The following is an 8,829-nucleotide window of genomic DNA, read 5'->3' on the forward strand; positions in this document are numbered from 1 at the left end:
CATAAGGTGGCGACCAGGTTCTCCTGGTCAGGGCTATGGAAGTATCAGGTGTCAAACCAGTTCTCCGGTCGTGGATTATGGAAGTATACGACCGCAACCAAGTTTTCTTATTGTGGGTTCATGGGCGCATGAGATGCCAACCCGGTTTTCCCGGGTAGGGCTATGAAAGTATAAGGTGTCAAACCAGTTCTCCGGTCGTGGATTATGGAAATATACGACCGCAACCAAGTTTTCTTGTTGTGGGTTCATGGGCGCGTAAGGTGGCAAACCTGTTTACCGGGCTCGGATTAAGCCGGCGTGAAGTATCAAATTGGTTCTCCGGTTGTAGATCACCGACGCGTAGGACCGCAACCGGGTTCTCTTATTGACGGTCTACGGATGCGTAAGGTGGCAAACCAAACAGGCAGGGTAGTAAAGCTAAAAACAAAAAGCATTCATGATTCCCGGGAATCATCAACAGGGATGAAAGTGGAGGAAAATAAGAGAAGGCAGTTGAAAACAATTGAAGACAATCGAATGAAGATGGAAGCTTGCTCGGAGCGCTTGTTAGTCTTTTATCAAGACAGAAATTCAAAAAAACTCATCCCCGCGTGGTGAAATATGGGTAGCCCCAGGTAAAGCGGGGTTCCGACGAATGTTGGAATCAAGCGGCACCCGAGGTAGAAGTAGTTCGTTTGCCTGCGCCGCATCGTATTAAAAATCCGCCTTGACTTTTTTTGTATCCTTTTTGGTGTTATGACAAAAAAGGATATGGGGTTTGGGGCAACGGCCCATTTTCTGTCCACAAGTCGAACAGGCTATTCCTTTTTCCCGGCAGCTGGTTTTGACTCACCCCGTCGCTCGCTATGCTTGCGCCACCCCTCTCTGCCAGCAGAGAGGGGATCGGTTCATCTAAAATCATGATTTTAGGTGAATCAGGGGAGAGACAGTTAATCGTTAAGTTCCGTCTTAATCTTATTCGGCACCTTGCTCATCTGTTTAGTTCTTCTTTTTGTTCTCGAGCCGGAATCAAAATGAAAACCAATTCTGTCAAAATAACCTTTCGTATACAAATTAGAAGTGATAGACCATTCACTGAAACATCTAAAGAAGAGACTTTCAGAATAAACATTCATAATTCGGAGGGAATCACCCACAGGGATGAAAGTGGAAAGTTTTTCGGACATCAGGTTGTCATTGTTATCTGAAGTTGTCGGGTTGTCGTGAAACTTGAAAGGTTAACGATTAACGATTATTGATTGCCGATTAGCGATTGAGAGAAGAGCAACCAGCAACCAGTAATAAGCAGCAGCTCCTGGTTTCCTCAAGAGTACCTATGACCGCAACTCGAAACATGAAACTAGGAACTCAGCAGGGAGGACTTTCAGAAAAAAAGAGCTGCCCCAGTGGAGCAGCTCTTTGAACTATTTGTCGAATCAATGATTGACTATTGGAAATACCAGCGAGGGTCACCGGCAGATGCTTTTCCGTCGAACGATTCATCCGTAATGGTGAAATCGCCATTTGCCGGATCAGCAAACAAGTCGGTTGAAGCACCGCTGTAGCTATTCAATCCGCTGATTGATGCACCACCCAATACAAAGTCGGAAGTGGCGTAAGTATTCGTAATGGTTGGTGTTCCGTTGAAACGGATACCTTTAGCCGTGTCATCCTGGGTTGATCCTAAGATACAGTTGCGCATGGTGAAACCGTTCGTTGGACCAAACGAAGAACTATAATCGAAGAAGTATCTTCCGGCAGCCAGAACATCATCGAAGGTACAGTCAGCAATCAATACACTGTTGTTGTTCGCTTTGTTGTGCAGGAACAAACGACCAATGTTATAGAATGTTGAATTGGTCAGGCTGATGTTATTGACAATGTGGTTTGCTGCCGAAACATTAATCAGGTAGTATCCGTCGGGAACATTGTAAACCTGGCAGTTGTCGATATTGAAATTCTCGATGTACTTGTCATCCGAATCTTTCATACGGAACATGGTGTTCTTGAAATCGTGAATCAGACAGTTCGAGAACTCCAGTGTTGTGGTGTTGGTCCCGCTGGCCTGATTGATGAAATAAGAGTTTGCTGCTCCGTTAGTCGTTCCGTCAGCAGCATAGATCAATCCTGAAATATCGAGGTTGGTGAACTTCACGAAATCGTGGGTTGCTCCAAGATTCAATTGAGGAACATTCAGAATTGCTTTCGAATCACCCGGTAATCCGAAGAAGTTGAATGAAACTCCATCCGGTAATTGGACCATTTGTTCGTTGCTGATAATTGCTCCGGCAGGGAAGGTAACAGTTACTGTTGATGCGGTAATATCATTCAGAACGTCCAGATTCAGCGTATCACCGACTTGCAAGCGAATGTAATAGTCAGCTTCCGGAACCTGAGGATAAGTGGTGAAGCTGGCCGATCCACGTTGCTTGTCGCCATTCATTAACAAGACTTCGTAAGAGGTTTCAGGAGTCAAACCGGTCAATACCATCTCGCCGGCAGCCATTTGATCAGCCGTAATGGTTACATTGTCGATTTCATTACCATCGGCATCGTTAACAACAAGGTTTGTTACTGTAGCTCCGGCTTCCCAGCGAAGTGTCACTGATGAGCTCAGGATGTCGCCGGAAGTGACCGTTTCCATGATCTGCTCGGCACGAGTTTTAAAATAGATGGCATTCCATCCTGATTCTTCTTTCCCTGCTTCGGTTGCGATTGATTTCACACGCAGTGAATATTGCGTATTACTTTCCAGACCTTCCAGTGTGAATTGGTTAGCTGTTGTATCAAATGCTGAAACGATATTCTCGAACAACAAGCTGTCCTGGCTTAATTCGAATTGATAGTAAGCAGCATCAGGAATATTCACAAAGCTGATATCTGCAGTATGAACGGTAACGCCGGTAGCATCCAGCTTGGCTGGACGAAACATACGATTGTATGAACTGTCCGTATCCCAATCATTTTTGTCGGTACAGGCGCTGAAAAGCAACAATCCTGCAACGAAAGCAAAAACGAGTTGAATATTTATTTTTTGTTTGATATTCATTCTTTAAATCTTTTTTAAGGAGCTTCGGCAGCAGCTGAAGCTCCGTCAATGATTAATTAATTAAAATCCGTACGAGTTTGTAATCGTTCCGTTTGATTGGTTTACAACTTCCTGGTAAATCGGGAATAAGTGACGGTTAGGCACAACGGCATTCAAACCTGAGCTGAAACGATCGATCATCAACAGTTGTTTATCTCTTGATGTGCTGGTATCATCCAGACCCCACATCCACTTAACCGGTTCTTCGTAACCGTCGATCAGGTCGGTTCCTTTGTTTTCGTAGAAGTTTACTTCCGACATGTTGATGGTTTCATCATCATTGTTGTATTTGATGTAGATGGCAGGTGGAACATCAACCGTTACGCCTGATTGGTTCACAAACTCACCGGTTGTATACATTTGCTTGAAGGCTTCGCGTTGCTCTTCAATTTTAGAGCTTAGCAGGTTCCAGCGAATCAGGTCATACTTGCGAATACCTTCACCACCAAATTCAAATAAACGTTCATTGGCAACAGCTTCGAAGAATGAATCGTGATCGTTATGAGCAGCGATGTAATCGGTCACTTTTGTTTGTTGGTCAGCAGCGCTAAATGCACGGCTACGTACTTGGGTCAACGCGTCGATAGCACCTTGAGTAGGTCCGCCGTTCAATTCATTTTCAGCTTCAGCATACATCAGCAGGATATCCGAGTAACGCATGATAACCCAGTTGATACCTGAACCGATTTTTGAGGTTGCTGCTTTGTTGATTTCCAGGAACTGGTCGCTCATCCAACGTTGGTCGTATTTGCCAATTGTCCAGGAGAACGGGTTGCTTACAAACATTTCTTTGTCTACTTCGGCATCCGTTCCTTCTGTTTCCGGTGTCGGACGATATTCGTAGCAAGCTACGTTGTAGTCGCGACGTAAGTCATCCTGGTCATACTGGTAGAAGTAATAAGGAGTTGTAGATTGTACGTTGGCGTTGTTTCCGTAACCATACTTTTTGTTTTGACGGAAACGTACACCAATTGAATAACCAACTTCACTACTGCGGGTAATACCCATAGCCACCTCGAAGATGTTTTCGTAATAATTGGTATTGGGCTCCAGCTGACATAAATCTTTCCAGATTTGGCCGTAATCGTTGTATAACTTGTGAGGACCTTCAGTCATAACCTGGTAACAAGCATCGCGGGCAATTTGGTAGTAATCCAAATAGTCGGCACTACGTTCGGTAGGGAAACCTTCTTTATTACGGATTGAATAACCACCGCGCCACAATGCGATACGAGCTTGTAATCCCAGTGCAAAACCTTTGCTAACACGTTCCGGAGTTGATCCCCAGTCCATCAGGTTGGCAGCTGTTGTCAGGTCGTTGATCATGTGATCCAGGATCGTGTCGCGATCTGCAACAGCAGGGTAGAAGTTAGAACCGTCAGATTTTGTCGGTTCCAGTTTGAAAGGAACATCGCCCCAGTTACGAACCAGCTCAAAGTAAAACAAAGCACGCAGCGTTAATGCTTCACCATAGTAGTTTTGCATATCGCTTTGTGTATCGGCAGCTGTATAGGCACTACTTTCCGGAATTCCGGCAATGGCAATGTTGGCCCGTTCAATACCTTTATACAAAGCTTTCCAGGTTCTGTCGAGGTGACCTGCCCAGCTGGGAGTAGCAAAGTAGTTACTAATACCGCGGTTACCTTGTTGGTTGTATGAGCTCTGATCGGCACCAACAACTTCAACATCTGAGTTTGTCGAATACATCAGCGACAGGCGCGATGAGTACATTTCATCATAAGTCATGATGCTGTAAATACCCATGAGAGCCGAGTTCGTATAAGCAGGGGTTGAAAATACCACATCACTGGTATATTCTGAATCTGACGTCTGGTCCAGGAACGATTCGTTACACGAAGCGAAGCCCAGCGTCAGCAAAATTAATAATGCAGGTAATATTTTATTTTTAATCATTGCTCGAAAAATTAGAATGTTAAGTTTACGCCGAACACATACTGACGGCTACGTGGGTAAGCCGAGTAATCAACACCCGGAGTCAGAGGCGTACTTCTTCTGGTATCAACTTCAGGATCGAAACCGCTGTAGTTGGTCCAGATTGCCAGGTTATAACCGGTGAAATACATGCGTAAGCTAGCCTTATTCTCTCCGCTATTCCATTTGAAAGGCATCGTGTAACCAACAGTTACGTTGTTTAAACGAAGGAATGAGCCGTCTTCAACAGCATAAGAATGCAGCATCGTGGTTGTGAATAAAGGCATCCACATGGTTTTGCCTTTGTTGATTTCCTGTAATCGAGTCGGGTTGGCATCTTGACCATAGTAGATATTCAAGCCGGTTTCCGGATCAATTGTAGTGAAACGGTGAGCCAAATCCATATCGGTATTCAGGTTCTGATATTTACGAGACATCAATTGGCTGGAGTAGTCTAATTTGTTGGCATTGTACACCTCGTTACCATAAGACCAGTTCAGGAAGGCTGAAGCATCCCAGTGTTTGTAGGTAGCTGTCAGGTTGAAACCTCCGGTGTGAATTGGTTGAGCTGAACCCAGAACAGTTTTATCATTTTCATCGATAACACCATCTTTATTCAGGTCTTTCAATTTTAAGGCGCCAGGTCCAAAATAAGATCCTGAAGAAGTGATGCTGCTGTCGTCAGCGATTGGATTACCATCTGCATCGGTTGCATTTAAATCCCAGGTATGGGTCGCATTGTTGAATGTAAAATCATCGAACGAATACATACCATCGGTTACATAACCATACATTTCACCAACTTCGTGTCCTTCCTGAACGATGTAGTCAGATGTTGGTGCTGCTGAACCGTTCCATCCTGATGAGTAAGTTTTGTAGTTCAACTGACCATTGCGGAATTTATCAACCCGGTTTCTGTTGAAGGTGATATTGAATGAGGCATTCAATGTGAAATCCTTTTTGTCAACCAAAACGGCGTCCACAACAAATTCCAAACCGCGGTTCGATGTTTGACCCACGTTCATCATTTGAGTTTTGTAACCGGTACTTTCCGGAACCGGCTGGTCAATCAGCAAGTCAACAGTGCGGTTGTAGTATAAGTCTAACGAACCGCTGATTTTTCCATTGAAGAAACCATAGTCGAAACCAAGGTTGGCAGTGTGTGTCGTTTCCCATTTCAGGTCTTCGTTAGCCAAAGCTGTACTTGGAATTAACTGAGAAGCTTCACTCTCATTCGGGAAGTATGGTTTGTTGTCGTTGTCAGTGGTGTAACTTTGTCTCCACAAACCACTATCGATGCGGTTATTACCTGAACTACCGTAGCTGGCACGAACTTTCAGATTATACAACCAGTCTTGGGTATTCTCCATGAAATTTTCTTCGCTCAAACGCCATGCAAAGGCCAGTGACGGGAAATATCCCCAACGGTTTCCTTTGGCAAATTTACTTGAACCGTCAGCACGCATGGTTGCTGTAATCAGGTATTTGTCGTTGATTGAATAGTTAACACGTGAGAAGTAAGACGAAAGGTCGTCTTTGGCTCCGATATTGGTAACGGTAGGAATTGCAGTTCCCAGGTTAAACATGGCCAGTACGTCTTCGGCAGCCATTCCGGCAGGGAAGAAGCGAGATTCGTTGGTCACTGATTTACCCCAGCTTGATGACATTTCCTGTCCAACAAGAACTGTTAAGTCCTGGTTTGGTAAGATATCATCCTTGCTATAGGTCAAGGTGTTCGCAAAACGCCAGTTTTCACCGTCGTAATTGTAGATACGGCCAACAGGTTGTCCGGCGTAGTTTTTAGCAGTGCTGGTTGCCTTTCCCCAGACATAGTCGGTCCGGTTTTGCGTAAAGGCATAACCCCATTCAGTACGGAATTTCAAGTCTTTATTAATATCCCAGTTCACCGCTGCGTTGAAGTTCATATTCAGACGGAATTGCTTTTTGTATTCGTCCAAAACGGATTCAACCGGGTCGTACAATAGGCTGGATGATTCCGGGCTGCTCAGGTCATCATTCGCAAGATCGCCCTGGGTGAATTCGCGTAAGCCTTTGGTTGGTGCATATTTCACCGCATTACGCAATTTAGAGTTCGCACCTGATTTGTCCGACGAAGTACCGGCACCATCAACAACGGTGTGAGATACACGTGTGTTGAAGTCGAAGCTCAGGTTGTCAGCAATCTTGGTTTTCAGTTTAAAGTTCAGGTTGTTGCGCTCAAAACCTGAAGTTAGCATGATCGCATCTTCATCCGAACGGGTTAAGCTTAAGTTGAAGGTGGTGTTTTTAGATCCACCGCTGATCCCCAGGTTGTAATACTGTTGGGTAGCTGTGCGTCCAAACACTTTGTCTTGCCAGTCGATACCTTTTACCGACTTGTAGATGTCCAAATCGTTATAGGTACCGTAGTAACCTTCGAATGTTGACGATTGGTCAATCTCATATTGGTACAGCACATACTCGTACGGGCTTAAAACCGGTAAGGATTTAATCCGTTGACGAACTCCAAAGTAAGAGTTGAAGCTTACGTTAACACGACCTTCCTTACCACTTTTAGTGGTGATCAGGATAACACCGTTAGCACCACGGGCACCGTAAATTGCCGTTGATGACGCATCTTTCAGTACAGTGATGTCCTGAATGTCGGTTGGAGGAATGTTGCTGATTGAGCTCACAGGGAAGCCGTCAACAATGTAAAGCGGAGAGTTGTCCTGAGAAATAGAACCACCACCACGTACACGAATTTTCACATCTGCATCCGGAGAACCTTCAGTAGTTGTCACCTGTACACCAGCCATACGTCCGGTAATGGCTTCTGAAGCTGAACTTACAGGAACATTTCTTAGTGCGTCCGATCCAACTTGAGCAACAGACCCCGTCAGGTCTTTTTTCTTCATTGTACCGTAACCAACTGCAACAATCTCATCAATCTTCTGAACGGATGATTTCAGGTTTACCTTAATACCTGTTGTTTGTTGCGCTAAAGAAATTTCAGCAGTTTCGAAACCAATACTACTAACTTGTAGTGTTGCTGTTTTTGCATTCGGAACATTCAGGGTGAAGTTTCCGTCAAAGTCAGTTGAAACACCAATTGTGGTGCCTTTTACAACAACTGATGCTCCCGGTAAAGTCTCTCCCTGGTCGTCGTAAACAACCCCGGTGACTTGAGTCGATTGAGCGACAACACTCAACGATACCAGACACATCAGCAAAAAACTAAATAGCTTTTTATTCATAGGATAATTTTTAAACTCAGCTGGAACCACTATCTATTTTCTGATCTACCTTTTAATGATTCTGCTGATTAGTTAATTGATTGTGTTGAATTAATAATTGATTATTTGTTTTTACCTTTTTTCCTTTGTCTTCCAGTTTGTATTCAATTCATAAGCGCATGTTTTTAGGGTTTGCAGATTTGATTGATATATGTTTCGAGCATGGTATAGCCCGATTTATTGAGTTGCTGGCTATCAGCCGGATCATTCGGATTCAGTAGGTGTTTCAGCTCCCAGGCATCGGGGAGACCATCTTTGTCCGTATCGGCAGGGACAATTCCTGATTTCAATTGAGGCCATCCTCCAACATCGTTCTGGCTGTCGATGATTCCCGGGATATGCTCAACACTTCCGCTGTAGGTGCTGGTACCCTTTCTTGTTTCTTCCAAAATCCGTCGGTCAACTGCATCGCGATGTAAGGATGCTCCTGCATGAGCCAAGACTGAGTGAAAGGCTTTTTTTGCAGGTTCAATTTTTAAATCACCACGAATGGGGAAGGGGGCCGGAGTTTCAATTGTTTTGAAATCTCCACCATCTTTCATGTCAACTCCCAGG

The 8,829-nt window shown here is 44.5% G+C and carries 3 protein-coding genes and 1 pseudogene; all 4 read right to left on the reverse strand.

Going from position 1 to position 8,829, the window contains the following annotated elements:
* Positions 1-1,426: 1,426 nt before the first annotated feature.
* Positions 1,427-3,028, reverse strand: coding sequence for a DUF5123 domain-containing protein (locus tag AC37HE_RS12270; protein WP_500783135.1), 1,602 nt, complete (start codon positions 3,026-3,028; stop codon positions 1,427-1,429).
* Positions 3,029-3,088: 60 nt separating this feature from the next.
* The gene (locus AC37HE_RS12275) at positions 3,089-4,981 is read right to left on the reverse strand and encodes a RagB/SusD family nutrient uptake outer membrane protein (protein WP_500783136.1); all 1,893 of its coding nucleotides are present in this window, start codon (positions 4,979-4,981) and stop codon (positions 3,089-3,091) included.
* A gap of 11 nt (positions 4,982-4,992) precedes the next feature.
* Positions 4,993-8,235 carry a SusC/RagA family TonB-linked outer membrane protein gene (locus AC37HE_RS12280; protein WP_500783137.1) on the reverse strand — a complete coding sequence of 1,081 codons (3,243 nt, stop codon included), beginning with the start codon at positions 8,233-8,235 and terminating at the stop codon, positions 4,993-4,995.
* 164 nt (positions 8,236-8,399) lie between these two features.
* A pseudogene (locus AC37HE_RS12285) lies at positions 8,400-8,829 on the reverse strand (pectate lyase); the annotation flags it as partial.

The organism is Mangrovibacterium sp. (genome assembly GCF_059905295.1).